The organism is Halorubrum halodurans, assembly GCF_002252985.1.
In the GTDB taxonomy this organism is placed as follows: domain Archaea; phylum Halobacteriota; class Halobacteria; order Halobacteriales; family Haloferacaceae; genus Halorubrum; species Halorubrum halodurans.
The window spans coordinates 1-24155 of sequence record NZ_NHPJ01000060.1 but is presented as its reverse complement, the minus strand read 5'-3'; the positions used below and the strand labels follow the sequence as shown (position 1 = coordinate 24155).

28 protein-coding genes are annotated in these 24155 nt (G+C 72.3%); 15 read left to right on the top strand and 13 right to left on the bottom strand.

Features of this window, described 5'->3' with window-relative positions; translation table 11 throughout:
* Positions 1-38 precede the first annotated feature (38 nt).
* The 9 genes from cofD (at position 39) to DJ70_RS05760 (ending at position 6740) form a co-directional block, all read left to right on the top strand.
* Positions 39-1043 carry a 2-phospho-L-lactate transferase gene (gene cofD, locus DJ70_RS05800; protein WP_094530990.1) on the top strand — a complete coding sequence of 335 codons (1005 nt, stop codon included), beginning with the start codon at positions 39-41 and terminating at the stop codon, positions 1041-1043.
* Positions 1040-1918: a tRNA-dihydrouridine synthase gene (locus DJ70_RS05795; protein ID WP_094530988.1), complete on the top strand. Its 879-nt coding sequence runs from the start codon at positions 1040-1042 to the stop codon at positions 1916-1918. The genes cofD and DJ70_RS05795 overlap by 4 nt, the downstream gene beginning before the upstream one ends.
* Positions 1915-2916: a triphosphoribosyl-dephospho-CoA synthase gene (locus tag DJ70_RS05790; RefSeq protein ID WP_245810720.1), complete on the top strand. Its 1002-nt coding sequence runs from the start codon at positions 1915-1917 to the stop codon at positions 2914-2916. Before DJ70_RS05795 ends, DJ70_RS05790 begins: the two co-directional genes overlap by 4 nt.
* The gene (locus DJ70_RS05785; protein WP_094530984.1) at positions 2913-3593 is read left to right on the top strand and encodes a DUF447 domain-containing protein; all 681 of its coding nucleotides are present in this window, start codon (positions 2913-2915) and stop codon (positions 3591-3593) included. The genes DJ70_RS05790 and DJ70_RS05785 overlap by 4 nt, the downstream gene beginning before the upstream one ends.
* A gap of 92 nt (positions 3594-3685) precedes the next feature.
* Positions 3686-3880: a 30S ribosomal protein S17e gene (locus tag DJ70_RS05780; protein WP_066413442.1), complete on the top strand. Its 195-nt coding sequence runs from the start codon at positions 3686-3688 to the stop codon at positions 3878-3880.
* A gap of 80 nt (positions 3881-3960) precedes the next feature.
* Positions 3961-5196 (top strand): tripartite tricarboxylate transporter permease, encoded by a 1236-nt coding sequence (locus tag DJ70_RS05775; protein ID WP_094530983.1) that lies wholly within the window; start codon positions 3961-3963, stop codon positions 5194-5196.
* 110 nt (positions 5197-5306) lie between these two features.
* Entirely contained in the window at positions 5307-5486 is a 180-nt protein-coding gene (locus DJ70_RS05770) for an HVO_2753 family zinc finger protein (RefSeq protein WP_066413427.1), read from the top strand.
* 1 nt (position 5487) lies between these two features.
* Positions 5488-5754 carry an elongation factor 1-beta gene (locus tag DJ70_RS05765; protein WP_094530981.1) on the top strand — a complete coding sequence of 89 codons (267 nt, stop codon included), beginning with the start codon at positions 5488-5490 and terminating at the stop codon, positions 5752-5754.
* A 131-nt stretch (positions 5755-5885) separates the two neighbouring features.
* Positions 5886-6740, top strand: coding sequence for an HpcH/HpaI aldolase family protein (locus DJ70_RS05760; RefSeq protein WP_094530979.1), 855 nt, complete (start codon positions 5886-5888; stop codon positions 6738-6740).
* A 232-nt stretch (positions 6741-6972) separates the two neighbouring features.
* On the opposite strand, the gene DJ70_RS05755 is transcribed toward DJ70_RS05760, so the two are convergent.
* The 4 genes from DJ70_RS05755 to DJ70_RS05740 form a co-directional block, all read right to left on the bottom strand.
* Entirely contained in the window at positions 6973-7521 is a 549-nt protein-coding gene (locus DJ70_RS05755) for a DUF1684 domain-containing protein (protein WP_094530977.1), read from the bottom strand.
* 64 nt (positions 7522-7585) lie between these two features.
* Entirely contained in the window at positions 7586-8290 is a 705-nt protein-coding gene (locus DJ70_RS05750) for a helix-turn-helix domain-containing protein (protein WP_094530975.1), read from the bottom strand.
* A gap of 81 nt (positions 8291-8371) precedes the next feature.
* Entirely contained in the window at positions 8372-8650 is a 279-nt protein-coding gene (locus tag DJ70_RS05745; protein ID WP_094530973.1) for a DUF7521 family protein, read from the bottom strand.
* Positions 8647-9030 carry an ArsR/SmtB family transcription factor gene (locus DJ70_RS05740; protein ID WP_094530972.1) on the bottom strand — a complete coding sequence of 128 codons (384 nt, stop codon included), beginning with the start codon at positions 9028-9030 and terminating at the stop codon, positions 8647-8649. The genes DJ70_RS05745 and DJ70_RS05740 overlap by 4 nt, the downstream gene beginning before the upstream one ends.
* A gap of 82 nt (positions 9031-9112) precedes the next feature.
* Between DJ70_RS05740 and DJ70_RS05735 the strand changes: the two genes are divergently transcribed.
* Entirely contained in the window at positions 9113-9415 is a 303-nt protein-coding gene (locus tag DJ70_RS05735; protein ID WP_094530970.1) for a DUF7853 family protein, read from the top strand.
* A gap of 28 nt (positions 9416-9443) precedes the next feature.
* Here the strand turns inward: DJ70_RS05735 and DJ70_RS05730 are convergent, their stop codons facing one another.
* The 4 genes from DJ70_RS05730 to DJ70_RS05715 all read right to left on the bottom strand — a co-directional run bounded on the left by DJ70_RS05730 (position 9444) and on the right by DJ70_RS05715 (position 13789).
* Positions 9444-11630 (bottom strand): (Fe-S)-binding protein, encoded by a 2187-nt coding sequence (locus DJ70_RS05730; protein ID WP_094530968.1) that lies wholly within the window; start codon positions 11628-11630, stop codon positions 9444-9446.
* Between the two features lie 66 nt (positions 11631-11696).
* Entirely contained in the window at positions 11697-12407 is a 711-nt protein-coding gene (locus tag DJ70_RS05725; RefSeq protein ID WP_094530966.1) for an energy-coupling factor transporter transmembrane component T family protein, read from the bottom strand.
* Entirely contained in the window at positions 12404-13204 is an 801-nt protein-coding gene (locus DJ70_RS05720; protein ID WP_094530964.1) for an energy-coupling factor ABC transporter ATP-binding protein, read from the bottom strand. Before DJ70_RS05720 ends, DJ70_RS05725 begins: the two co-directional genes overlap by 4 nt.
* 3 nt (positions 13205-13207) lie before the next feature.
* The gene (locus DJ70_RS05715; protein ID WP_094530962.1) at positions 13208-13789 is read right to left on the bottom strand and encodes a biotin transporter BioY; all 582 of its coding nucleotides are present in this window, start codon (positions 13787-13789) and stop codon (positions 13208-13210) included.
* A 139-nt stretch (positions 13790-13928) separates the two neighbouring features.
* Here DJ70_RS05715 and DJ70_RS05710 point away from each other — a divergent pair, with 139 nt between their 5' ends.
* From DJ70_RS05710 to DJ70_RS05700, 3 genes are all read left to right on the top strand, one after another.
* A complete protein-coding gene (locus DJ70_RS05710) occupies positions 13929-14546 on the top strand; it encodes a hypothetical protein (protein ID WP_094530960.1) in 618 nt (205 codons plus the stop codon).
* A gap of 430 nt (positions 14547-14976) precedes the next feature.
* Positions 14977-15636 (top strand): CRISPR-associated protein Cas4, encoded by a 660-nt coding sequence (locus tag DJ70_RS05705; RefSeq protein ID WP_094530959.1) that lies wholly within the window; start codon positions 14977-14979, stop codon positions 15634-15636.
* A gap of 304 nt (positions 15637-15940) precedes the next feature.
* On the top strand, positions 15941-17521 hold the full coding sequence (locus tag DJ70_RS05700) for a (R)-citramalate synthase (protein WP_179233985.1): 1581 nt from the start codon (positions 15941-15943) through the stop codon (positions 17519-17521).
* 21 nt (positions 17522-17542) lie between these two features.
* Here DJ70_RS05700 and DJ70_RS05695 read toward each other — a convergent pair whose 3' ends face one another.
* Both DJ70_RS05695 and DJ70_RS05690 read right to left on the bottom strand, forming a co-directional pair.
* Entirely contained in the window at positions 17543-18721 is a 1179-nt protein-coding gene (locus DJ70_RS05695; RefSeq protein ID WP_094530956.1) for a CBS domain-containing protein, read from the bottom strand.
* A gap of 93 nt (positions 18722-18814) precedes the next feature.
* Positions 18815-20155: an aminotransferase family protein gene (locus DJ70_RS05690; protein WP_094530954.1), complete on the bottom strand. Its 1341-nt coding sequence runs from the start codon at positions 20153-20155 to the stop codon at positions 18815-18817.
* A 66-nt stretch (positions 20156-20221) separates the two neighbouring features.
* Here DJ70_RS05690 and DJ70_RS05685 point away from each other — a divergent pair, with 66 nt between their 5' ends.
* A complete protein-coding gene (locus tag DJ70_RS05685; RefSeq protein WP_094530952.1) occupies positions 20222-20608 on the top strand; it encodes a cupin domain-containing protein in 387 nt (128 codons plus the stop codon).
* A gap of 19 nt (positions 20609-20627) precedes the next feature.
* On the opposite strand, the gene DJ70_RS05680 is transcribed toward DJ70_RS05685, so the two are convergent.
* On the bottom strand, positions 20628-21431 hold the full coding sequence (locus DJ70_RS05680; protein WP_094530951.1) for a succinylglutamate desuccinylase/aspartoacylase domain-containing protein: 804 nt from the start codon (positions 21429-21431) through the stop codon (positions 20628-20630).
* 99 nt (positions 21432-21530) lie between these two features.
* Here DJ70_RS05680 and DJ70_RS17295 point away from each other — a divergent pair, with 99 nt between their 5' ends.
* The gene (locus tag DJ70_RS17295; RefSeq protein ID WP_179233984.1) at positions 21531-21677 is read left to right on the top strand and encodes a DUF7550 family protein; all 147 of its coding nucleotides are present in this window, start codon (positions 21531-21533) and stop codon (positions 21675-21677) included.
* Between the two features lie 40 nt (positions 21678-21717).
* Here the strand turns inward: DJ70_RS17295 and DJ70_RS05675 are convergent, their stop codons facing one another.
* Complete coding sequence (locus tag DJ70_RS05675) at positions 21718-22911, bottom strand: ABC transporter ATP-binding protein (RefSeq protein ID WP_094530949.1); 1194 nt, start codon at positions 22909-22911, stop codon at positions 21718-21720.
* Between the two features lie 148 nt (positions 22912-23059).
* On the bottom strand, positions 23060-24155 hold a 1096-nt coding region (locus DJ70_RS05670), incomplete at its 5' end, for an AIR synthase related protein (protein WP_245810718.1).

Here is a 24155-nt window from a genome sequence, read left to right as displayed (position 1 = left end):
AGCCGAGGATACAAATCCGCCCCCCGCCTTGCGGGCGTATGGTCACGTTCCTCGCGGGCGGCACGGGAACGCCGAAGCTGCTCGAGGGCACGAGCGCCCGCTGGGATCGCGACGACGTGACGGTCGTCGCCAACACGGGCGACGACGTCGAGCTCGCCGGCCACCTCGTCTGCCCGGACGTCGACACCGTGCTGTTCGCGGGCGGCGACGTCCTCGACCGCGAGCGCTGGTGGGGGATCGACGGCGACACCACGGCGACCCACGACGAGTTAGCCCGGCTCGCGGAGGCGGCGGGGCTCGCGTCCGGGCCGCGCTACCTCGACGACGACGCCCAGACGGCCGGTCGACGGCTCTCCCGGTGGCGACGCTTCTCCGGCGTCGCGGAGTTCATGGAGATCGGCGACCGCGACCGCGCCGTCCACCTCACGCGGACCGGACTGCTCGACGAGGGCCACACGCTCACCGAGGCCATCGCCGTGCTGGCGGACGCCTTCGATCTCGACGTCGATCTGCTCCCCATGTCCGACGACCCGGTCGCGACGCTCGTCCACACGACCGATGGCGAGACGCTCCACTTCCAGGAGTACTGGGTCGCCCGGCGCGGCGAGCCGGCCGTCGCCGACGTGGAGTTCCGCGGCGCGGAGGCGGCCGAGCCGACCGACGCGGTCCGCGCCGCCCTCGCCGACCCCGTCGTGATCGGACCGTCGAACCCGGTGACGAGCATCGGCCCGATGCTCGCGATGCCCGAGATCGAGGCGGCGCTCGAGGCGACGCCCGTCGTCGCGGTCTCGCCGTTCGTCGGCGACCGGGTGTTCTCCGGGCCCGCGGCGGAGCTGATGGCGGGCGTCGGCCTCGAGCCCTCGACCGCGGGGGTCGTCGACGCCTACCCGTTCGCGGACGCGTTCGTCCTCGACGACGCCGACCCGACCGATCCCGACCGCCACGTCGAGCGAACCGACACCCGGATCGACGACGCCGACGACGCCGAGCGCGTCGCCCGCGCGTGTGATCGCGCGCTGGAGGCGCTGGAGGCGGCGTCGTGACCGCCCCGTCGCCGACGCCGTCGTCTCCGCCGGCGGCCCCCGCGGCCGCCGACCCGTTCCTCGTCGCCGCGAGCCTCAGCGGCGAGTCGGACGCGGCGTGGGCGCGGGCGGCCGCCGAGCACGTCGACTGCGCGGTGCTGGGCGGCATCGCGCTCGACCCGGCGAGCCGCGATGCCGCCCGCGACCTCGTCGCCCGCGGGCGCTCCGAGTTCCTCCCCGAGGACCCGATCGCGTGGATCGACCGGCAGTTGGGATCGCTCGCCGACGCGCCGGTCCGACTCGGCGTCAACGTCCGGAGCGCGACCCTCGAACCCGTCCGCGAGGCGGCCGCGGTCTGTGCCGATCACGGAGCGGTGTGTGAGATCAACGCCCACTGCCGGCAGCCGGAGCTCCGCGCGGCCGGCTGCGGGGAGGCGTTGCTCGCGGACCGCGACCGCCTCGCCGACTACGTCGCCGCCGCGGCCGGAGCGGGCGCACACACGGGCGTGAAGGTCCGCACGGAGGTCGAAGGCGTCGACCTCGCCGCCGTCGCCCGCGGGGTCGCCGAGGCGGGCGCGGACTGGATCCACGTCGACGCGATGGACTCGGAGGGGATAGTCGCCGAGGTCGCGGCGGCGGCGCGGTCGGCGGGCGCGGACGCGTCCGCGCCCGCCGACGCCGAGGCTCTCGTCTCCCCGAGGGTCGTCGCCAACAACGGCGTCAGGGGTCGCGAGACGGTTCGGGAGTACGCGGCGTACGGGGCCGACGCGGTGAGCGTCGGCCGGCCGAGCGACGACCCGCGGGTCCTCTCGCGGGTCGCGGACGCGGTCGCCGCGTGGCGCGACGGGGACCTGACCGAGCGATCCGACGGGCGGGGGCGGGAGGTGTCACGGTGACGACGCGTTCACCCGCGGACGACGCTGTCCTCGCGCTGCTGCTCGAGGTCGCCGGGACGCCGAAACCGGGGAACGTCGACCGGCGCCGCGACCTCGCGGACCTCCGGTTCGAGTCGTTCCTCGGCGGCGCGGTGGGGGCTCGCGAGGGCCTCGAGCGCGCGGCCCGCGGCGCGGCGGTCGGCCACGCCTTCGAGCGGGCGGTCGCCGGCATGGCCGCGCGCGCGCGGACGAACACGCAGTTCGGCTGTCTCCTGCTTCTCGTTCCGCTCCTCCGGGCGACCCGGACCGGCGACCTCTCCCCCTCGGGAGTCGACCGCGTGGCTCGGGAGACCACCGTCGACGACGCGGTCGCGTTCTACCGCGGGTTCGAACGCGTCGACGTCGCGGTCGGCGACCCGCCCGCCGACGCGCCCGCTCTCGACGTGCGCCGGGGGGCCGACGCCGAACCGGACCTCCGCGGCCGCGGGCTCACCCTCCGCGACGTGATGGCGACGTCGGCGAACGTCGGGGATGACGCCGAACGCGTCCCGGATCGCAACGCCCAGGAGTGGGTCGAGGGGTTCCCGCGGACGTTCCGCGCCGCCGAGTGGATCCTCGCCGACGAGGGGCCGCTGGCGGACCGGGCCGCCAGGACGTTCCTCGGCCTGCTCGCGACCGAGCCGGACACGCTCGTCGCGACGGCGCACGGGCCGGCGACCGCGCGCGAGGCGAGCGCGGAGGCGCGCGGGGTCGTCTCGGACGCGAACCCGACGGACGCGAACCCGGCGACGGACGCGAACCCGACGGCTCCCCGCGAGGGCACCCCGCCCGACGCCGACGCGGTCCACGGGATCGACCTCGAGGCGGCCGAGTCGCTCGCGGCGTCGTTTCTCGAGCGGGGGATCAATCCGGGGACCACGGCGGATCTCACCTGTGGGGCGCTGTACGTCGCGCTCCGGCGCGGGGCGGAGACGGGCGAAGCGGGAGCGTCGAGAAACGGGAGGGAGGCGGAGCCGTGAGCCCGGACGGCTGGCCGGTCGATCTCCGGGGAGTCACGGAGTCCGTCGTCGCCACCCTCGGTCCGAACGACCTGTGGAACGTCGCCGCGCTCGGCCTCCACGCGCCGGACGGCCCGGACGACCCCGTCACCGCCCGGACGTACGGCCGGACCCGGACCTGGCGGAACTTCACCGAGCGCGGCGGCGGCGTGGTCCAGTTCACCGCCGATCCTCGGGAGTTCGTCGACGCGGCGCTCACCGTCCGCGAGGAGGCCGATCCCGTCCTCCCGGACGCGGACGCCTGGGTCGAGGTCGACGCGATCGAGGTCGACGCCGAGACGCGGGGAGACGTCACCGTGCGGACGTGGGCGCTCGACCCCGTCGAGAGCGCGGTCGTCTCCGAGCGGGTGCCCACGATCAACCGAGGGTTCGGCGCGGTCGTCGACGCGACCGTGGCCGCCTCGCGGCTCGACATCCCCGCGTACGACACGGCGGAGCTGCTCGACCGCCTGCGGTACTTCGCCGACGTCGTCGACCGCTGCGGCGGTCCGGCGGAGCGCGAGGCGTTCGCGCGGATCGACGGGGCGACCGGCTGGCGGGCGACCGCGGCGGAACGCGGACGCGACGCGGACGTGGTCGTGATCGCGGACGATTCGGACGACTCGGATGGTTCAAACGACTCGGACGACTCGCCGTGAGACGTCTCCGGGGGTACGGGGGCGTCGTTCCCCCGTACAGCCGCTCGTGCGGGAACGAACCCTTTTAGTTCGGTCCGCCGGTATCGCTCGGTATGGCCATCAAGCCCAAGTACATCAAACAGCTCGCGAACGTCCTCCTGGAGCAGTATCCGGAGTCGTTCAACACCGACTTCGAGACGAACAAGGAGAGCGTCTCCGCGCTGACGACCGTCGAGTCCAAGGGCGTCCGCAACCGCATCGCCGGCTACATCACCCAGAAGAAGTCGCAGGCGGCCGCTTCGGCCTGATTCTCGGATCTCGTCGTCCGTTCCGATAGCCCGACGCGTCGGCGCACGTTTATCCCCGAAGCCGCGGCCACCTCGCCGGGATGGACGCGCTCGTCCGGCCGGTGCTGGATCCGACCTTCGCCGGAGCCGCGCTCGCCTTCCTGTTCTGCGGGGCGGCTCTGGGGGCCGTGAGCGGGCTGGTTCCCGGACTCCACGCGAACAACTTCGCGCTGCTGCTCGCCGGGCTCGCGCCCTCGATCCCCGCCGATCCCCTGCTCGTCGGCGTCGCCATGCTCGGGGCGGGCGTCGTCCACTCGTTTCTCGACATCGTCCCCGCGCTCGCGCTCGGCGTGCCCGACGCCGCGACCGCGGTCGCCGCGCTGCCCGGCCACCGGCTCGTGGTCGCCGGGCGCGGCCGCGAGGCCATCCGCCTCTCCGCGGTCGGGTCCGGGCTCGCGGTCGCGCTGGCGGTGCCGTTCGCGGTCCCGATCACGTGGGTCATGGCGCGGGGGTACCCGACCGTCAGGGCGCACCTCCCCCTCCTGCTCGGGGCGGTCGTGGTCTTTCTCGTCGTCACCGAGTCGTCGAAACGGGCCGCGGTCGGCGGGGTGGTCGCCCTCCTCGCGAGCGCGGCGCTCGGCGTCGCCACCCTCGACGTCGACCCGTCGGCCCCGCTGGACGCGGGCGGGGTGCTCGCCCCGCTCTTCGCCGGGCTGTTCGGCGCCCCGGTCCTCGTCGACGCGCTCGGCGGGGCGGGAGTGCCGCCGCAGTCCGACGCCCGCATCACGATGGGGAGACGCGACCTCGGCGTCAGCGCGACCGCCGGGTCGCTCGCGGGCGCCGTCGTCGGCTACGTGCCGGGGATATCTGCGGCGATCGCGAGCGTCGCGGCGCTGCCCGCGGTCCCGGAAAGCGAGGCGGACCGCGGGTTCATCGTCGCCACGAGCGGGGCCAACACGGCCAACACCGTCTTCGCGCTGTTCGCGCTCGCGGCGCTCGGCACGCCGCGGACCGGCGTCACGGTCGCGATCGACCGCGCCGAGGTGCCGCTCGCGCTGCCGATCCTCCTCGTCGCCTGCGCCGCCGCGGCGGCCTGCGGCTTCGCGCTCCTCCTCCTCGTCGGCGACGCGTACCTCCGGGTGGTCGGGAACGTCGACTACACCCGGCTCTCGGTCGGCGTCCTCTGTCTGCTCGGCTGCGTCTCCTACGCGTTCGCGGGCGCCTTCGGCGTCGGCGTCTTCGTCGTCGCGGCGGCGCTGGGGATGGTACCCCCGCGGCTCGGCGCGCGGCGCGTCCACCTGATGGGGGTGTTGATCGGGCCGTTGATGCTCGGGTGACCGCGGGTGGTCGGGTCGAGGCGCCGCCGCGGGCACCCGTTCCGTCCACGGACGCCCCGGATCGAGGGCAAAGAACAACGGTTAAACGTCACGCGCCGGTGAGAACTGGTATGAGCGATACCGAAAGCCGGGGCACGAAGCAGTGTGTCTCCTGTGGCATCCAGGTGTCCGGGATGAACGCCGCGCGGTTCTCCTGCCCGGACTGTGGCGCGACGATCCACCGGTGCGCGAAGTGCCGGAAGCAGAGCAACCTGTACGAGTGTCACGACTGCGGCTTCCGGGGGCCCTGAGATGGGGGACGTCGCCGCCAAGATCAAGGTCATGCCGAACAGCCCCGAGGTCGACCTCGACGAGCTTCAGGACGACCTCGAGGCGGCCCTCCCGCAGGGTGCGCGCATCCGCGGCTTCGAGCGCGACGACGTCGCGTTCGGGCTCGTCGCGCTGCTCCCGACCGTGATCGTCCCCGACGACGCGGGCGGCACCGAGGCCGTCGAGGAGGCCTTCGCGGACGTCGAGGACGTCGAGTCCGTCGCCGTCGAGAACGTCGGCCGCCTGTAGTCGGGTCCTCACGCCGGCGTCGGCACCTCGTGTTCTCCGTATCGTCGAGTCGCCGGCCACAGGTCTGCGGTGTACCCCCCGACGATGGCCGCCGCACCGGCGTTTTTGTATCCCGTTCGTGAACGTGGCGTATGGACCTGAAACGTAAGCTCGTCGAGGGGGAGCGCCCGGTCGGCGGCTGGTGTGCGACGCCCTCGCCGGGCGTCGCGGAGGTGCTGGCGACCGCCGACTTCGACTTCGTGACCGTCGACACCGAGCACTCGGCGGCCACGGTCGAGTCCGTCGAGAACATGCTGCGGGCGATCGAGGCGGCCCCCGGCGACACGGAGGCGCTGGTGCGCGTCGCCGACGTCGAGGCGGCCCGGATCAAGCGCGTGCTGGACGCGGGGCCGTCGGCGATCATGGCCCCGCAGATCGACTCGCCGGCGGCCGCGCGCGAGCTCGTCGAGCTGTGCCGATACCCGCCACAGGCCGCGAGCGCGAGCGGAGACGATGCGTCGGCGTCGACCGACACGACGGGGGCGCCCGACCCGGCGGACCGCGTCGACGCCGACGGCCACCGCGGTCGGCGCGGGGTCGCCGGCAGCCGGGCCTCGGACTTCGGACGGCGGCTCGACGGATATCTCCGGCACGGGGCCGACGACATCGCGGTGATCGCCCAGATCGAGACCCCGCGTGCGGTCGAGGCGGCCGGCGAGATCGCGGCCGTTTCCGGGGTCGACGCGCTGTTCGTCGGGCCCGCCGACCTCTCGGCGTCGTTCGGACGGTTCGGCGAGTACGACCACCCCGCGGTCGTGGACGCGATCGAGGAGACCGTCGCCGCCGCGAACGACGCAGGGGTCCCGGTCGGGACGCTGGCGACGAGCGACGAGCTGATCGACCGGTGGATGGAGGCGGGCTACGACTACCTGATCGCCGGAACGGACATCGGGTTCCTCTCCGTGGGGGCCGACCGGGCGATCGAGCGGTTCGAGGGAGGGACCTGAAGCGGCTCGGCTCGCCGGACGCGTCGGGACCGCCCGGATCGGCGAACGCACCGCGAACGCACCGTGACCGTCCGCCCTCCCGACCGCGCCTCACGCCTCCCCAGCCTCGGCCTCGGTGACCCGCCGGACCCGCCGGCGGGTCCCCTCGACCTCCCTCGCGCGGGCTCCTCGCGCCCCACCGGGCGCTCGGCGGCGCGCGCCGGCGTGGGGGAGCGCTCCGAAGCCGACCGGGCTACCCCAGATCGGGTGCCTTCTCGCCCGCGGGGACCACGGTCTCCAGCCAGTTCTCCTCCGGCGGCAGCGGGCACGCGAACGTCTCGCTGTACGCACAGAAGGGGTTGTACGCGAGATTGAAGTCGATCACGACGGCGTCGCCGTCCGCGAGCTCCTCGGCCGGGTCCAGCTCCATGTAGCGCCCCTGGTAGTACGTCTGCTGGCCCGTGGTCTTGTCGCGGAACGGGACGAATAGTTCCCCCTCTTCGCCCTCCTGACGGTAGCCGGCGAGCGCGTGTTCCTCGCCGTCGATCTCGAAGGCGAAGGTCACGACCCGGAGGTAGCGGACCGGGTTGCTCGCGGTCGTCTCCATCTCGACGGGCTCGGGCTCGTCGTGGACGGTCACGGTCGCCTCGACGCGGTAGTCGGGGTCCGGCGGGAAGTACTCGAGCCCGTCGAACCCCTCGCGGTGCTCCGGCGGGATCGGCGACTGCGGGTGTTCGGCGAAGAACTCGTCCTTCTCCTCGCGGTTGGCGGCGAGCCGGTCGGCGTATCCCTGGTCGTCCATGGTCGGACCGAGACGGGCCAACGGTTTCAGCGTCGCGGTCGCGTCGCTCCGCGTCCCGCCACGGTCACAGCTCCCGCAGGTCCGCCAGACACGCGTCCAGGTCGCGCGTGGAGGTCGCGAGCGAGAAGCCGTCGACGCGGGCGAGGTCGCCGGCGTGCTCCCAGAGGTCGTCGGCGTCGATCCCGTGGAGCACGACGGCGTTCGGGGTCGGACTCACGACCCGCATCGCGACGAGCGGCGACTCCCCGCGGGTGACCCGCGTGAACACCAGCGCGCGGTTTGTCGACTGGCCGTACAGCCGGTAGAACTCCTCGCTCGACAGCCGCGTGATCGCCTGGATGGAATCGATCACGGTGTGGCCGTTGACGCGGTCGCGGTCGCCGCGGACGACCTCCGTCGCGCCCATCGCCTCGTAGAAGTCCTCGAGCGGCACCGCGGTCGCGTACTCCCGGAGGTCGTGGACGATGTCGCTCTCGAACCCCGCCGAGAGGACGCGGGCGTACTGGCGGAGCCGGCCGCCGCCGCGCCGCTCGTCGATGTCGAGTAACCCCTCGACGGTCCGGCGGACGACGCCGATGCCGGGACTCTCGCGGCGGCCGCTCTCGTAGTCGGATATCACGGACGAGGAGACCCCGAGCTGGTCGGCGAGCTCCGTCTGGGAGACGTCGAAGTCGGTCCGCCACTTCCGGAGCGTCGCTCCGGGGTCGTCGCTGAGCGTGATCTCGCCGGCTATCCGGCGGGAGAGCTCCTCGCGTGGGGCCTCACTCATCTGTCCGATACCACGCGTGAGCCCCGCAAAAGGCTACCGTTCGTCGTCGGTGGGCGTGGTCGGCCGGTCCGCGCCCGCGGCTCACTCGACGTACAGCGAGTAGACGATCACCGCGAAGCCGGCGGCCGTCAGCAGGCTGTCGATCGCGATCCCCACCGCGAGGTCCGCGCCGATGATCTGGTGGGAGACCCCGCCGACCAGCGCGCCGACGGTCACCACGCCGAAGCCGATCCCGAGCGCCCGCAGCGAGCGGTCGCCGGTGCGATCGAACGCCCGGAGCGCGTAGTAGGTGATCGAGCCACCCAACACGAGGATGGCGGTCTTTGCCACGATTATCGTCAGATCGATGTGCGTTGTCATGTTTCCTCACGAAGCTCCGACCACAGGTCGGCAAGCCGTTCGTCGCGCGTCGGTTCCGGCCGCTCGAACTCGACGGTCAGCTCGCGTCCGCCGTCCTCGTCGATCGAGACGGCCACCTCCTCGAACGCGACGCTGTACCGCGTCGTGTGCTGGCCGTCGCGCCGGATGTCGGTCGACTCGTTCAGGAGGGAGGCGTCGGTGAGCTTCTCGAGCTTCCGGTACGTCGTCGAGAGCGGGACGTCACACTCCTCTGACAGTTCGCTCGCCGTCTTCGGTTCCGCGAGCGCCACGACGATCCGTCGAGCGGCCTCGTCGGCCAGCGCGTCGAGCACCTCCGCGGGGTCGGGTGGGTCCTCATCGCGCGACGGATCCCGCACCATACCGGGCGCTTTCGTCCGGCGAGTCTTAAACCATCGAACTCGGGCATACTTTTAAGACCCTCCCTCTGGAGAACCCAGGTGAATGCCCTCTCGGAGAACCGACGCGGCCGACTTAGCCCTCTCCCGCGAGGAGGCGTGGGTCGCGCACGCGGCGCTGCTCGACGCCTGCGAGCGCGCCGTCGACGCCGGCGGGGACGCCGCTCCGTACCGCCGCCCGATCGCCGACATCGAACGTGGAGAGGCGCTCGACGCGGACGGAACGGCGCTGCTCCGGGACGCCCTCGTCGACTACCTCGGCGACGCCCCCGTTCGTGACCGCGCGCCCGGCCGGGCGCTGCTCCGCCGGACCGACGACGCGGTCGATTCGGCCCCGCGCCGCGCCTGACGCGCCGACCCCGATCGCCCGGTTCCCGTCAGTTCGTCGCCTCCACCGCCTCGATCAGCAGCTCCGCCACGTCGACGATCTCCACCGCCTCTTCGAACCCGCCCGTCTTCCGGCCGTCCTCGAACATGGTCGTACACATCGGACAGGCGACGACGAACTTCTCGACGGCATCGCCCGCGTCGGTGTCCTCGAGCGCCTCGCGGAGCCGCTCCTCGCTCGGTTTGACCTCCTCGTCGTGTTCGGTCCAGAGGCCGCCGCCGCCGCCGCCACAACAGAAGGAGTCCGACCGCGAGCGAGGCATCTCGTGGAGGTCGGCGCCGGTCGCGCGGATCAGTTCGCGGGGGGCCTCGTACTCGTCGTTGTACCGCCCGAGGTGACAGGGGTCGTGGTAGGTGACGGTGTAGTCGAGCTCGTCGCCCGAGAGGTCGAGCCGGCCGTCCGCCACGAGCTCCTCGACGACCTGCGTCCAGTGGCGCACGTCGATCTCGCCGTCGGCGTTCCACGGCTCCTCGCGCTCGAACGGCATCATCGGGTCGTCGGCGAACTCCGCGAAGTCGACCTCGGGGTACTCGTTTTTCATCGTGTTGTACGAGTGCGGGTCCGTACAGACGATCGTCTCGAACTCGCAGTCGGCGAACGTCTCGACGTGGTGGCCGGCCAGCTCGAGGTAGAGGAACTCCTCGCCGATCCGCCGGACGTCGTTGCCGTCGTTCCTCTCGTCGTCGAAGAGGATCCCGAACTCGACGCCGGCCTCCTCGAACAGCCGGGCGAGCGAGCGGGCGACCCGCTTGTTCCGGTCGTCGAAGCTCGGGTAGTCGCCCACGTACCAGAGGTACTCCACCTCGGTCTCGCGGGCGTCGTCGACGTCGAACGCGAGGTCGTCGGTCCAGTCGCCCCGCGTCGACTGCGACTCGCCGAAGGTGTTCCCCTTCTGCATCACGTCCTGGAAGACGTCCTGGAGGTTCGAGTCGACCGCGCCCTCGTCGACCAGCTGGCGGTTCATGCGGGTGAAGGAGGTGAGGTGCTCGATGTCGACGGGGCAGGCGTCCATACACGCCATACAGGACATACACGACTCCATCGACTCGCTGGCGATGACCCCGCCCTCGTCGGCGACGATGGGGACGGTGCCGCCGTCGCCGGCGGCGGAACTCGCCACGCCGCCGTCGGTCGCGACGGTTCCGTCGTCGCGTCTCCCCGCCACCGGATCGTCGACCACCGACTCGCGGTACGCCTTCAGGTCCAGGATCACGTCGCGGGGGTCCAGGTTCCGTCCGACCGTGTCGGCCGGGCAGGCGTCGGTACACCGGCCGCACTTGGTACAGGCGTCGCCGTCCAGCAGCTCCTTCCAGGTGAAGTCCTCGAGCGACTCGGCGTTCGTGTGGTCGAGGTCGGCGGGGACGTTCGGCAGCCGCGCGCCGGCCGTCTCGTCGCGGACGACGACGTTCGCGAACGAGGAGATCATGTGGAACGGCTTCGCGTACGGGATCCACGCGATGAACGCGAAGGCGAGAAGCGAGTGGCTCCACCAGACGACGCCGTACACCGCCTCGGCGCCGGCGGTCGTCAGCCCCATCGCCTCGAGCCCCGCGGCCATCGCCATGCCGACGAAGCTCACGGTCTCGTCCGCGCGTGCGGGCTGGCCGACGATCCCGATCGCCTGGAGGACGAAGCCGCCGACGCCGAGGAGGAACAGGGTCCAGACGAACGCGTCGTCCTCGAGCGAGGTGTGTTTGCCCCACAGTCGTCCGTCGCGCTCGCGGTAGCGCCGGTACATCGCCATCCCGACGCCCACGACGAACAGCAGGCCGAACGCGTCGACGGCGAACTGGTACACCAGGTAGAAGTCGCCGACCCAGAAGGACTCGCCGGCGAGCGGGCGGTAGAGGTCGATGTCGATCCCGAGGATCGTCGTGGCGACGAGCAACACGAGGAACCCCCAGAGCACGAACGTGTGCATCACCCCGGCGTACAGGTCGCCGTCGAACTGGTTCTCGTTCGAGAGGACGGTCCGCGTCGCCGAGACGACGCGGCCGGGGAGGTTCGAGAGTCGGTCACGCGGGTCCTCGCGCCCTCGTGCGTACGCCGCGAACCGGGCGTAGACGCCGTAGCCGAACGCGAGGACCGCCACCGCGGCGAGCCAGTAGAACGCGGCCTTCCCGACCGGACCGATGGTCCAGAACGTCTCGCGGGTGGCCGCCTGCAGCGCAGTCATGATCTATCAGGGGCATACGTTCGGGTTAAAACTTGCCACGCGGGGCGACCGGGTCGCCGCCGCCGCTCACGCCGCCGTGGCCGCGAACGCGAACAGCCCGACGCCGAGCGCGATCGCGGGGTAGTCCGCCGCCCCGAACGCCAGTCGCGGGAGCGTCGGGTTCCACGCGAAACACCGGGCGGCCAGCGCGGTCCCCAGCCGGTCAGCCCGGCCGAGCGCCCGGTTCGTCCCGGCGACCGCGACCAGACGCATCCGCTCGCGGACGGGAAGCCGGTCGCCGCCGCGGGCGCGAACCGCCTCGCGCGCGGCCGCCAGGTCGCGCCGGAGCAGCGGGAGGAAGCGGAACACGAGCGCGACCCCGGCCCCGAGGAACGCGCCGGGACGCCCCGGCACGGTCCGCTGGATCGCCGCCCGCGAGTCGCGAACCGGGGTCGACCGCACGTAGGCCGCGGCGACGACGAGCAGGAGGAGGACGCGATAGCTCGCGAGCGCCGTCGTCGCGGCGCGGGCCGGCCGGAACCAGGGCGACCCGAGCGTCGCGCCGGCGACGAGGGGGGCGAAGAAGAGGACGGGGAACGCGACCCGGTACGCCCACAGGTCGGCGAGGTCGCCGTCGGCGGCCCACAGACAGCCGCCGGCGAGGAGCGTGAGCGCCGCCAACCCTCGCGGCGTCGTGTGCGCGTAGGCGGCCGCGGCGAAGCCGGCCTGGACGAGCAGCTTCGTCCGGGGGTCGAGCCGGTGGGCGAGCGAGTCGCCCGGAACGTACGCGAGCGTCACGGCTCGGTCGATCCCTCCGCGTCGCCGGCGGCGTCGAACGCCTCGGGCACCCGCACGCCGAGTCCGGCGAGGTCCGGGAGGGCCGCGTCCGGCGGCCCGTCGACGACGACTCGCCCGTCGGCGAGGCCGACGACGCGGTCGGCGATCCCCCACAGATCCCGGAGGTCGTGGGTGACGACGACGACGCCGGTCCCCGCCGCGTGGAGGTCGCGCAGGCGGGCGAGAACCGACTCGCGTGCCGGCTCGTCGAGCCCGACGAACGGCTCGTCACAGACGAGGTGGTCGGGCTCCATCGCGAGCGCGCCGGCGATCGCGACGCGCTCGCGCTCGCCGCCGGACAGCGTCGCGATCCGATCGTCCTCGCGGCCGGCCATGTTCACCGCCTCGAGCGCGGCCGAAACCCGTCGGTCGATCTCGGCGTGGGAGAGTCCGAGGTTCTCCGGGCCGAAGGCCACGTCGCCGCCGACGGTCGCGGCCACCAACTGGTCGCGGGGGTCCTGAAACACCATCCCGATCGCGGCGCGCGCGGCGACGAGGTCCTCCTCGACGGGCGTTCCGTTCACCGAGACGGTCCCCGACTCCGGCCGCACGAGCCCGTTGACCGTGCGGACGAGCGTCGTCTTGCCCGACCCGTTCGCGCCGGCGACGACGAGGAACTCGCCGTCGGGGATCGAGAGGGTGACGTCGTCGACGGCGACGGTCCCGCCGCCGTCGGCTCCGTGCTCGTCGGCTTCGCTCTCGTCGTCGCCGCGATCGCGGCCCTCGTACCGACACGTGACGTTCTCGAGGGCGATCACGGGTCAGGCGGCCGCGATCGCGTCCGAGCGGACGATCCCGACCGCGGCGGCGATCTTCAGCGCCTCCGCGGGGAGGAACGCGACGGCGCCCACCGTCACCGCTTCGACGGGACCGAGCGAGAGCACGAGCGCGAGGCCGGCGACCCCGAGCGCGTAGATGACGGCGGTCCCGAGGACCATCGCACCGACGAGCGTCGCGAGCCCGGCGGACGCGGGGTCGCGGAGGGCGGTGCCGCGGTGGACGACTGCGCCCACGACGCCCGCCGCCAGCGGGTACGACCAGAGGTAGCCGGCCGACTGGCCGAGGAGCTGGCCGACGCCCGCGGAGCCGCCCTCGAACACCGGCGCGCCGAGCGCGCCCGCGGCCAGATAGCACACGAGCGCGGCCGGCCCCCACGCCGGACCCAGGTAGATCCCGGCGAGGAAGACGCCGAGCACCTGGAGCGTCACGGAGACCGGCGAGACCGGGTTCGGGAAGGTGACGTACGCGAACGCGCCGACGAGCGCGGCGAACAGCGCGGCGCGCGCGAGGTTGGTCGCCGCCTCGTCGCCGACGAGATCGACTGACTCGGTTCGGGTCGACATGGACCCTCGTCTCTCGTAAACTCATTTGAGAATGGTGGTTTACGAACGCGGGTCGGCGTCGCCTCCGCGCCGGCCTCCCCGTCCGAGCCGCGGATCCCGCCGACACGTTTTTTCCGTCTCGACGCCTTCCTCCGAGGGTATGGACGAGAAGACCGAGGAGCTTCGGGACCTCTTCGTCGACGCCACCGGCTCGGAGACGGTGACCGACCGACAGGAGGAGCCGCCGGGAAGCCTCCTCGACCGCGACGACGACGCGGTCGCCGACCGGGTCGCGGCGCTCGTCGCGACGATGCGCGAGCGGTACGGGTTTGATTCCGACCTCGACGACGCCCAGTACGAACGCGTCGCTGCCGGCTTCTTCGACGGCGAGGACGACGCGGCGATCGCCGACGTCGTCGGCGGCTCCGGATCGGCGGTCGACGCCCGCGCGGTTCGCGACGCCCGCCTCGACCTCCACCTCGTCGCCGACGCGGACCGCGACGCTCCCTTCGAGTACGCGGCGCTGAAGCGCCTGCTGGCGGCCGACCGCTCGGTCGAGGCGGCCGCGGCGGAGTTGGAGGCCGACGTCGAGACGGTTCGCGAGTTCGTCCCCGTCGCCCGCGCCGACCTCGCGTCCACGCGCGTGAACGACCGCTTCCGCGACGAGTTCCGCGCGCTCCTCACCGACGCCGACATCGAGGACGCCCACGCCGCGACCGCCCGCGAGGACGGGCTCCGGGAGGCGACCGAGGACATCGAGACCGACGTGTCGCTGTAGATCGTGAATCACGTGTCGCGTCCGATTCGTTGACCCGACAGCGAAGCGGGGGTCGGTCTCGAAGCCCCAGTCGCTCGGACGTACGTCGTTGCTGGCGCGGTGAACGCGACTGGGAAAAACACCTCCAAAGCCCCAGTCGCGAGGACTCGATGCGCTCGTTGCGGTGCTTACGTCACGCGTCTTCGTCCTCGCGACTGCCCCGTTGAGTCCCACCCGACCGCGACCGCCCCGCACCTCACGCCTCCCCAGCCTCGCTGCTCGCGCGTTCCACGCGCTCGCGGCGTCCCTCGCGGGCTCCTCGTGCCCCGAAGGGGCACTCGGAGGCGCGCCACCGCTATCGATGATAACGTATGGCCCCCGATGAACTCCGCTCTCCGGATCCGTCCGGATCCACCGACTCCTTATATACGATATCGCGGCGATCCCTCCCGTGACCCCCTTCAGCGACCTCGCGGCCGCGGCGTACTGCCCCCGCCAGCTCTACTACCGCCGCCGCGAGGACGACCGGAGCCTCCCGGCGGAGGTCCACGACCGGATCGATCTGGCCTACCGCTACCCGGAGCTGGTCGACGCCCCCGACGCCGTCCTCCGGCGGCTCCCGATCCGGCGCGAGCCGGCAGCGTACCGTCGGAACCTCTCGCGGCTCCGCGAGCGAGACCTGTACGGCGGGCTCGTCGACCCCGCCGAGACGCGGACGTTCCTCTCGGGACGCGAGTGTCACGGGGTCGTCCACAAGCTGCTGGCGGGCGTCGACGGCGGCCCGCCGGTCCCCGTCCTCTGCTCGCCGGGCGAGCCGCCCGAGTCGGGCGTCTGGGAGCCCCAGTCGGTCCGGGCGGTCGCGGCCGCCAAGGCGCTCGCGTGGGAGCGGGAACGCCCCGTCCCGCGGGCGATCCTCGAGTATCCCGCCGTCGGCGTCGTCCGTGAGGTCCGGCTCACGACCCGCCGGAAGGCGGCGTACCGCCGGGCGCTGCGGGCCGTGCGCGCGATCGACGGTCCGCCGGCCCGCGTCGACGACGGCCGGTGTACGTCCTGCGAGTACCGCGATCGGTGCGGGACCCGCCGCCGAACGCTCCGGTCGCTTCTGGGATGATCGGTGAGGGATCGTCACCGAACTACCGGGGGAAGCCGACGATCGATCGGCGAGTTCGGACGCGAACCGTCCGTTTTATTACCCTGAGGGCCGTCCGCACGGGTACGAATGACACGAGACACTCGTGGTCGTTCGGAGGATAGAGCAAGTCGCCTCGCGGCGGCTGGCCGTGAAATTCGCCGACAGTAACGATCACGCCGCGGCAGACGCCGCGTCAGCCGACGCGCCGAACGCCGACCCGCCCGTTCTCGTTTCCGACGGCGGAACCGACCGACCGACACCGACGCGGACCACGGAGACCCTTTTGAACCCGAACCCACTCACCGACCTCGAGGAGGTACAGCTACTGGACACGACGCTGCGCGACGGCGAGCAGATGCCCGGCGTCTCGCTCACGCCCGCGGACAAGGTCGACGTCGCCCGCGAGCTCGACGCCGCGGGCGTCCACGTGATCGAGGCCGGCTCGGCGTGTACCTCGGAGGGCGAACGCGAGGGGATCCGCCGCGTCGCCCGCGGGGGCCTCGACGCCACCGTCACCAGCTTCGCGCGCGGCGTCCGGTCGGACATCGACCGCGCGCTCGACTGCGGCGTCGACGGCGTCAACCTCGTCGTGCCCGCCTCGGACAAACACGTCGAGACGAAGGTGGGCTCGAGCCGCGAGGAGGTCGTCGAGACCACCGTCGAGCTGGTCGAGTACGCCAAAGAGCACGACCTCTGGGTCGAGGTGCTCGGCGAGGACGGCTCGCGGGCCGACCTCGAGTACCTCGAGCGGCTCATGGGTGCCGGCCTCGACGCGGGCGCGGACCGCGTCTGCTACTGTGACACCGTCGGCGCGGCCGGCCCGGAGCGGACCGCCGAGGTCGTCTCCCGGCTCGCCGATCTGGGGCCGACGAGCCTCCACACCCACGACGACCTCGGGTTCGGCGTGACGAACGTCCACGCGGGCCTGAAGGCGGGCGCGGACACGGTCCACGGCACCGTCCTCGGCGTCGGCGAGCGCGCCGGCAACGTGGCCCTGGAGGAGGTCGCGATCGCGCTCGACCGCTGTTACGACGTGGAGACGATAGAGGTGGAGCGCCTCTATCGGCTCTGCCGGCGCGTCTCGGAGGTGACCGGCGTCGCCGTCCCGCCCAACAAGGCGGTGTGTGGCGCGAACGCGTTCGCCCACGAGTCCGGGATCCACACCGACGGCACGCTGAAGGACGGCACGATGTACGAGCCGTACCCGCCGGAGACGGTCGGCCGCGAGCGCCGGCTCGTGTTGGGCAAACACGCCGGGCGCGCGGGCGTCGCGGCCGCGCTCGCCGACCACGGCGTCGACGTCGACGAGGACGAGCTCCGGGAGGTCGTCTCGCGGGTCAAGGAACTCGGCGACCGCGGGAAACGCGTCACCGACGCGGATCTCTTGGCGATCACCGAGGACGTCCAGGGTCGCGAGCGCGACCGCCACGTGGAGTTGGTCGACCTCTCCGCGACCTCCGGCGGCAACCTGCCGACCGCCTCGGTGCGGCTCCGCGTCGGCGACGAGGAGCGGGTCGCCTCGGGGACCGGCTCCGGGCCGGTCGACGCCGGCCTCGAGGCGGTTCGCGCCGCGCTCGCCGACGAGAGCGGCGGCGTCGACGCCGTCTCCTTCGAGCTCGACTCGTATCACGTCGACGCGATCACCGGCGGCACGGACGCCGTCGTCACGGTCGCGGTCGACCTCTCGCGCGGCGACCGCTCCGTGTCGGTCTCGGCGTCGGACGCCGACATCACGCGCGCGAGCGTCGTCGCGATGGTCGACGCGCTCGACCGGCTCTCGGAGCTTGGCGACGGCGAGGGCGGCGACGGCGAGAGCGCGGACGGGACGTCGACGTCGACGCCGGTCGGCTCCGCGGACGACTGAGCCGGCCGGGGGACGACCCCGTCAGAGGATCCGCCCGTCCTCCTCGGCGCGCCGGCCGGTGATCACGCTCGGCGTGCCGCCGGTCTGGATGATGTTGAACGCGGTCATCAGGTCGGACCGCGAGATGAGCCCCACCAGCTCCCCGTTCGCGTCGAGGACGGGGAGTCGTCCCACGCCGTGCTCCTGCATCACCTGGAGGGCGCTCATCGCGTCCGTGCCCGCGGTGACGGAGGCGACGTCCGTCTCCATCACGTCCTCGACGCGGTAGGCGTCGCGTTCGACCTCCCGGATCTCGCGGGCGTCCTCCAGCGTGACCATGCCGACGAGGGTCCCGCCGTCCATCACCGGATAGCCGGTGTGTCGCTCCTCGAACATCCGGCTCATCAGGTCGGCGACGGAGGTGGTCTCGGTCACCGTGTGGAGCCGATCGCGGGGCGTCATCACGTCCGCGACCGTGACGCCCTCGAAGACCGCCTTCAGCGTCGTCTGCTGGGCCTCGCCGGAGGCCGCCATGTAGATGAAGAAGGCGAGCACGATGAGCAGCAGTTGGAACGTCAGCAGGCCGAAGACGCCCATCAGGAACGCGAATATCTTGCCGATCGCGGCCGCGCGCTGGGTCGCCTGCGCGTGCGGCTGGTTGCGCGCGAGCAGCGCCCGGAGGACGCGCCCGCCGTCCATCGGGAACGCCGGGAGCATGTTGAACCCGGCGAGGACGACGTTCAACACCGCGAGGTAGCTGAACACGAAGAGCAGGGCGTTCGCGCTCGCGGGCGCGAGCACGAACACGCCGTAACAGACCGCGCCGACGCCGAGGCTGACGATCGGACCCGCGACCGCGATCCAGAACTCGTGTCGCCAGTCCTCGGGGAACTCCGCGAAGTTCGCGAGCCCGCCGAGCAGCCACAGCGTGATCGACTCGATCTCGTAGCCGTACCGCATCGCGACGAGCGAGTGGCCGAACTCGTGGAGGAGGACGCCGCCGAACAGCCCCACCACGGCCGCCAGCCCGAGCAGCCACGGGGTGGCCCCGGCTCCGACCGCGGCCGTGTCGATGCCGGCACCCAGCGTCTCGTTCATCACGCCGGCGATCGTCTCCACTTCCGAGCCGATGAGGTAGGCGAAGAGCGGCAACACGATCAGGAACGTCCAGTTGAGTCTGACCGGAATGCCGACGACGGTCCCGATCCGGAGTCCACGCATGCTCCCGTGTTGATCGGGCGGCCGTTTAACTGTTGACCGTGGGGCGGTCGTCGGTCGATCCCGCCGGGTCGGCGGAAGCCGAGCGACGGGCCGCTACTCGAACGTCTCCTCGATCGCCTCGTCGAGGGCGGCGATGCCGCGTTCGATCTCCTCGCGGGTGGTACAGAGCGGCGGCGAGATGAGTATCTGTACGTCCGGCCGGCCGCTGCCGAAGAGGACCCCCTTCTCCGCAGCCGCCTCCCGGACCGCCGCGACCGGGTTCTCCTCCGCCTCGTCGGCGTCGGCGGCCCACGGGTGGACGAAGGGCTCGCCCGTTTCGGGGTCGGCGAAGACGACGCTCCAGAGGAATCCGCGGCCGCGCACGGTCTCGACCGCGTCGTGTGCGTCCGCCAGCTCCGTCAGGCGGGACTCGAGCACCGGCGCCAGCTCCCGAACGTCGTCGATGAGGTGTGACTCGTACTCCTCGATCGCGGCGCGGCCGGCGGCACAGGCCACGGGGTGCCCGGCGAACGTCTGTCCCAGGTCGTACCCCTCCTCGCGGACGGCCTCGCCGATCCAGTCGTCGGCGATCACGCCGGCCAACGGGGCGTACGCGCTCGTGACCCCCTTCGCGAACGTGATCATGTCGGGTTCGACGTCCTCGGTGTCGATGCCGAACCAGTCGCCACAGCGGCCGAACCCCGTGATCACCTCGTCCGCGATCAACAACACGTCGTACTCGTCACAGATGGCACGGAGCCGGTCGAAGTAGCCCGGCGGCGCGGGATAGCCGCCGCTCGATCCGCCGACCGGCTCCATCATGATCGCGGCGACGGAGTCGGCCCCCTCGTTCCGGATCACGAACTCCACGTGGTCCGCGGCCTGCTTCGCGAGGTCCGCCGGGGAGTCGGCGTCGAACGCCGTCGGCAGGGGCGGCAGGAACTTCCCCGACCCGGTCGTCGCGGCATAGCGGCCGACGGTCGACCGCGTGCTCGGGTCGCCGGTGAGCGCGCCCGCGCCGGCGGTCCCGCCGTGATAGGACTGCCACCGCGTCAGCACCTTCGGAGCGTCCTGGACCGTCCGCGCTATCTGTGCGGCCGACTCGTTCGCCTCGCTCCCCGATATCGAGAAGTACACCTCCGAGAGCGATCCGGGCGCGATCTCCGCCAGGTCCGCGGCCAGCGCGTCGCGGACGTCGTTCCCCTTCGCCGAGGAGACGTAGGGGATCCGCTCCATTTGGGCGGTCATCGCGTCCGTGATGGCCTCGTTGCTGTGACCGGCGTTCGTACAGTAGAGCTGCGAGACGAAGTCGAGGTACGCGGCGCCCTCGTCGTCGTACACCGTCGCGTCCTCGCCCTCGACGATGGTCATCGCCTCGCCCTCCGGGTCGTGCCAGTGCGGGATCGTCTCCCCGCCCGCCTCGCCGCGGCCGGCGTGAGGTACGTTCTCTTGCATACGTCGATCATGGTCTTTCGTACCACAATAAATCCATTTATACCGGCTCCCGACGATCGACCCGACATGAGCGGACCGACCCACGCCGACCCGGAACCGGTCGTCAAACGCGCGAGCGACGTCGTCTACGAGGCCGTCGACGCGGCCGAGGGGCTCCGGAAGGGCGTCCTCCTCGACGAGTCCGACGGCGCGCCGAACTTCGCGATCCGGCGGTTCGAGCTCGCCGCCGGCAGCGAGGTCCCGCGACACACCAACGCGGTCGAACACGAACAACACGTCCTCGCGGGCGAGTACGTCGTCGGGATCGGCGAGGAGGAGCACACGGTGAAGGCGGGCGACTCGCTCCTGATCCCCGCGGGCGTCGACCACTGGTACCGGAACGAGGGCGACGAGGACGGCGCGTTCCTCTGTGCGGTGCCGAACGGCGACGACACGATCGAGCTCGTCGAGTAGGCCCCGATCGGCGGCCGATCTACTCTATCGCGCCGACCCGCTCGGCGACGTACCCGAACTGGTCGCGGTAGCCGTACGCCGACAGCAACACGGGGTAGAAGGGCTCCTCGGCGCGAAGCGGCTCGCCGTCGGCGGTCGCGAACCGGTCGCCGGCCTCGACGCGCTCGAAGTTGTGCGCGAACACCTCGTACTCCTCGGCGTCGGGCTTGGGGATCCGGTCGCGGAGCCGGAAGACGGGGACCTGCTCGCGGCCGCCCGCGTCTATCACGTCGTCGGAGCCGGGCGCCGGCAGCGCGCCGGTCGCCGCGAGGAACGCACGCGTGATCCAGTAGGCGTTGTCGGCCGCGTCCTCCGACCCCTGGAGTCCCGCCTCGATCTCGATGGTGTGCGGGTGTTCGATCAGCCGGCCCTCGGTGAAGGCGTCGGTCTGGATGACGGCGTCGACCGGGAGGTGCGGCGCGACCGCGCGGGCCACCTCGTCCATCGAGTCGACGACGGCGAACGGCTCGGCGTACGACTGCGTCGAGTGGATGGCGAGAGTGGTACAGCCGACGAGCTCCGACCGGAGCCGGTGGGCGAGCCGCTCCTCGTGGGCGTCGGCGTCCGGATCGCCCGGAAACGCGCGGTTGAGGTCGGCCTCGAGGTAGCGAGTCTCCGCCGCGAGCGCCTCCTCGTTCGCGACGATCAGCTTCACCGTCCGCTCGACGTCGGGCTCCTCGGCGACGAGCCGCTCGACCGCGTGAACCCCGCAGGGCTCGTCGCCGTGGATCGCCGCGACGACCGCGACTTCCGCCGGGCCCTCGCCCAGCTCGTACACGTCCATGACCGATCCAGACGGTCGGCGGATAAGTCGCGTTCGGATCGGTGCGGGTCACGCGCCCGTTCAGGTGCGTTTTTGTATCCGGCGGGCACACCCTCGGGCATGGACGACCACTCCCACGAACCCGACCCGGAGAAGCGCGTGACCGCCCCGATGCAGGAGTTCGGGGGCCGCGAGGTCGGCATCGGCGCGGCCGTCACGCTCCTCGGGCTGCTCGTCGCGTACGTGCTGCCGGCGCTGCTGATCTAGACGCCGAGAGCCGGCCCTCGAGAACCGTCGCGTCGACCGGCTACCGCGGGTACCACGCCAGCGGGTGGTCGGCGATGAGGTCGATGCTCACCGGCTGGTCGAGCTCGAACTCCTCGACGTGGTTGTGGAGGCAGTGAACCGCCTCGCCGGAGTCGAGTTCGACCCGGTAGATGAACGAGGGACCGACGTACTGTCTGGAGACCACGACGCCGTCGGCGACGTCCTCGTCGGCGGGCGTCGCCCGCAGGTCGTCGGGGCGGACGAGCACGTCGACGGGCGCGCCGTCGTAGGTCGTATCGTACCCCTCCAGCGTGGCGGCGTTGAACCGGCCGACGCCGGTCTCGACCTGGCCCTCCCGGAGGCTCCCCTCGAGGAAGGAGGCTCGGCCGAGGAAGGAGGCGACGAACTTCGACTCGGGCCGCTCGAAGACGGTCTCGGGGCGGCCCACCTGCTCGATGGAGCCGTCGTTCATCACGGCGACGCGGTCGGAGATGGAGAGCGCCTCCTCCTGGTCGTGGGTGACGGAGACGGCGGTGACGCCCGCAGCCTTCAGGATGCGGCGCACCTCCTCGCGCATCTCGACGCGCAGGCGCACGTCGAGGTTCGAGAACGGCTCGTCGAGGAGGAGGACGTCGGGCTCGGGCGCGAGCGAGCGCGCCAGCGCGACGCGCTGTTTCTGGCCGCCGGAGAGCTGGTCGGGCGTCTTCTCGCCGTGCTCGGTCATCTCGACGAGGTCGAGCAGCTCGTCGACGCGGGCGTCGGCGTCCGCCCCGTCGACCTCCAGCCCGAACGCGATGTTCTCGCGGACGGTGAGGTGCGGGAAGAGCGCGAAGTTCTGGAAGACGATCCCCACGTCGCGGCGCTCGGGCTCGACGAAGGCGGTCCCGGCGTCGGCGTCCGCGACCGTCTCGCCGGCGAGCGCGATCGAGCCCGTCGTCGGTTCCTCGAGGCCCGCGATCATCCGGAGGGTGGTGGTCTTCCCGCAGCCCGAGGGACCGAGGAAGGTGAGCAGTTCCCCCGAGCGGACCTCAAGGGAGACCTCGTCGACGGCGCGCTCGGGGCCGAACTCCTTCGAGACGTCCGAGAGCGTCAACACGGTATCTGCCCCGTCGCCGGGGTCCGACCCGTCCGACGGGGCCTCCGCGGCGGACCGGTCCGTCCCTGCCGAGGCGGTCGACGCGCCGCCCGCGCGATCCGTCGCCTGTCGTGAGTCCGTGCCTTGTGAGTGAGCCATGTGCGTTCGGACGCCGATCGAAGCGGCGTCCGGTGGTTGTGGCCATATATTTTAGGAGAACCTAAAAGCGTGTCGTTCGCGGCGGCGCTCGGAAGGGGCGACCGATCGGCGGATGCGAAGCGCTCGCGGCGGCGCGAGCGGGGCCGTCTCAGGCGAGTTCGCGCTCGATCACGCCGCGGAGCTCCCGAACCGCGTCGGCGTCGACCGCGATCGACTCCTCGCCGACCGACAGCGACAGCGTGCCGTCCGTCGTCACGTCCCCGAGCCGGAAGACGGGGAGGTCGCCGGCTAGGTCGGCGACCGCGCCGGGATCGGTCGTCTGGACGACGATCCGACCCGGCGTCTCCTCGAACGCCGCCGTGTGGTCCGGGAGAGACACGTCCGCGCCCGCGTCGTCGTCGACGAGCTCGGCGAGCGCGACCGCGAGCCCGCCGTCGCTGGCGTCGTGGCTCGCGAGGGTGCCCTCGTGGCGTGCGACCGCCGCGAGCGACGAGACGACGGCCGCCGGCTCCTCCGGCAGCGCCGGGAACCGGTCAGATCCGCCCGCCGCCGCGAGGTACGCCGACCCGCCGAGCGCGTCGCCCGCGTGGCCGACGACGAGGAGTTCAGAGTCGCCCGCGACGTCGCCGTCCAGTCGGGCCGGCGGGGCGTCGTAGCCCGCGCGCGTGCCGAGCAGCGCGAGCGTCGGCGTCGGCGGGATCGGTCCCTCGACGCTGTCGTTGTACAGCGAGACGTTGCCGCCGACGACCGGCGCGTCGAGGGCGGCACACGCGTCCGCCAGCCCGTCGACGATCGCCTCGAAGCCGCCGTACACGTCCGGCTTCTCCGGGTTGCCGCCGTTGAGACAGTCGACCGCGGCGAGCGGGGTCGCCCCCTTCGCCGCGAGGTTCGTCGCGTTCTCGAGCGCGACCGCACGCGCCCCGTCGTAGGGCGCGACGGTCGTCCAGCGGGGGTTCGCGCCCGAGGAGAGCGCGAGGCCGACGCCGGTCGAACCCGTCGTACCGTCGACGCGGTCCGCGGCGGTCTCGGCCGCACCGGTTCCGTCGTCGACCGGCTCCGGGTCGTCCGCGGTCGCGCCCGCGGCCGCCTCGCGCATCGCGAGGATCGCGGCGTCGTCGCCGGGCTTCATCGCGGTCCGCGTCCCGACCTCGTGGTCGTACTGCCGGTACACCCAGCGCTTGCTGGCGGCGGTGGGGTCCGAGACGACCGCCTCGAAGGCGGCCTCGAGGTCGGGATCGGGCAGG

What these genes read in the sequence shown, in the direction of transcription:
- DJ70_RS05750 (WP_094530975.1), bottom strand. Translation starts at nt 8,290, where the DNA reads ATGAGTGAGGCCCCACGCGAGGAGCTCTCCCGCCGGATAGCCGGCGAG.
- DJ70_RS05765 (WP_094530981.1), top strand. Translation starts at nt 5,488, where the DNA reads ATGGGGGACGTCGCCGCCAAGATCAAGGTCATGCCGAACAGCCCCGAG.
- DJ70_RS05715 (WP_094530962.1), bottom strand. Translation starts at nt 13,789, where the DNA reads ATGTCGACCCGAACCGAGTCAGTCGATCTCGTCGGCGACGAGGCGGCG.
- DJ70_RS17295 (WP_179233984.1), top strand. Translation starts at nt 21,531, where the DNA reads ATGGACGACCACTCCCACGAACCCGACCCGGAGAAGCGCGTGACCGCC.
- DJ70_RS05775 (WP_094530983.1), top strand. Translation starts at nt 3,961, where the DNA reads ATGGACGCGCTCGTCCGGCCGGTGCTGGATCCGACCTTCGCCGGAGCC.
- DJ70_RS05730 (WP_094530968.1), bottom strand. Translation starts at nt 11,630, where the DNA reads ATGACTGCGCTGCAGGCGGCCACCCGCGAGACGTTCTGGACCATCGGT.
- DJ70_RS05695 (WP_094530956.1), bottom strand. Translation starts at nt 18,721, where the DNA reads ATGCGTGGACTCCGGATCGGGACCGTCGTCGGCATTCCGGTCAGACTC.
- DJ70_RS05740 (WP_094530972.1), bottom strand. Translation starts at nt 9,030, where the DNA reads ATGGTGCGGGATCCGTCGCGCGATGAGGACCCACCCGACCCCGCGGAG.
- DJ70_RS05760 (WP_094530979.1), top strand. Translation starts at nt 5,886, where the DNA reads ATGGACCTGAAACGTAAGCTCGTCGAGGGGGAGCGCCCGGTCGGCGGC.
- DJ70_RS05675 (WP_094530949.1), bottom strand. Translation starts at nt 22,911, where the DNA reads ATGGCTCACTCACAAGGCACGGACTCACGACAGGCGACGGATCGCGCG.
- DJ70_RS05735 (WP_094530970.1), top strand. Translation starts at nt 9,113, where the DNA reads ATGCCCTCTCGGAGAACCGACGCGGCCGACTTAGCCCTCTCCCGCGAG.
- DJ70_RS05680 (WP_094530951.1), bottom strand. Translation starts at nt 21,431, where the DNA reads ATGGACGTGTACGAGCTGGGCGAGGGCCCGGCGGAAGTCGCGGTCGTC.
- DJ70_RS05690 (WP_094530954.1), bottom strand. Translation starts at nt 20,155, where the DNA reads ATGCAAGAGAACGTACCTCACGCCGGCCGCGGCGAGGCGGGCGGGGAG.
- DJ70_RS05685 (WP_094530952.1), top strand. Translation starts at nt 20,222, where the DNA reads ATGAGCGGACCGACCCACGCCGACCCGGAACCGGTCGTCAAACGCGCG.
- DJ70_RS05770 (WP_066413427.1), top strand. Translation starts at nt 5,307, where the DNA reads ATGAGCGATACCGAAAGCCGGGGCACGAAGCAGTGTGTCTCCTGTGGC.
- DJ70_RS05755 (WP_094530977.1), bottom strand. Translation starts at nt 7,521, where the DNA reads ATGGACGACCAGGGATACGCCGACCGGCTCGCCGCCAACCGCGAGGAG.
- cofD (WP_094530990.1), top strand. Translation starts at nt 39, where the DNA reads ATGGTCACGTTCCTCGCGGGCGGCACGGGAACGCCGAAGCTGCTCGAG.
- DJ70_RS05780 (WP_066413442.1), top strand. Translation starts at nt 3,686, where the DNA reads ATGGCCATCAAGCCCAAGTACATCAAACAGCTCGCGAACGTCCTCCTG.
- DJ70_RS05710 (WP_094530960.1), top strand. Translation starts at nt 13,929, where the DNA reads ATGGACGAGAAGACCGAGGAGCTTCGGGACCTCTTCGTCGACGCCACC.
- DJ70_RS05745 (WP_094530973.1), bottom strand. Translation starts at nt 8,650, where the DNA reads ATGACAACGCACATCGATCTGACGATAATCGTGGCAAAGACCGCCATC.